The following is a 459-nucleotide window of genomic DNA, read 5'->3' as shown; positions in this document are numbered from 1 at the left end:
CGACGACGGTGTGGCGGCGGCGCAGGAGGCCTACCGCCTGGCCCGCATCGGCGTCGACGCCGGTCGCATCACGCAACTGGAACTGCGCAGCACCCGCGCTGCGCTCATCGCCGCGCGCGGCATTGCCGTGGACGCGCGCCTTGCGCGCGTCGCGGCGGAAATCGAGCTGGCCCGCCTGGAAGGGCGCGCGCCGTTCATGGAGGCCCAATGAACCTGTCCCGTCCGATCTCCCTTGCCGGTAGCGTGCTGCTGGCGCTCCTGCTGGCCGCCTGCGCTGGCGACAGGCAGGCCGCCCCGGCGGCCGACGCCGCGCGCCATGACTCAGCGCCCGATCCCACGCCCAAGACCGAGGCCGGTGCCGAAACCGGCGACGTGGTGCGGCTGACGCCGCAACAGATCGCCGCCTCCGGCCTGGACGTGGTCGCGGTCGGCCGCGGCGGCGGCGCCTCGGTGCGCCTG

Annotated in this window: 2 pseudogenes; both read left to right on the top strand. The window is 75.4% G+C overall.

The annotated features are described in order from the left end of the window. Positions 1 to 211 (top strand): annotated as a pseudogene (locus tag D180_RS19335) (TolC family protein); the annotation flags it as partial. Continuing rightward, a pseudogene (locus tag D180_RS19330) lies at positions 208 to 459 on the top strand (efflux RND transporter periplasmic adaptor subunit); the annotation flags it as partial. The pseudogenes D180_RS19335 and D180_RS19330, both read left to right, overlap by 4 nt.

The sequence above is a fragment of the Xanthomonas sp. SHU 166 genome (genome assembly GCF_000364685.1).
Lineage (GTDB): Bacteria > Pseudomonadota > Gammaproteobacteria > Xanthomonadales > Xanthomonadaceae > Xanthomonas_A > Xanthomonas_A sontii.
This window is presented reverse-complemented; position numbering and strand designations above follow the sequence as displayed.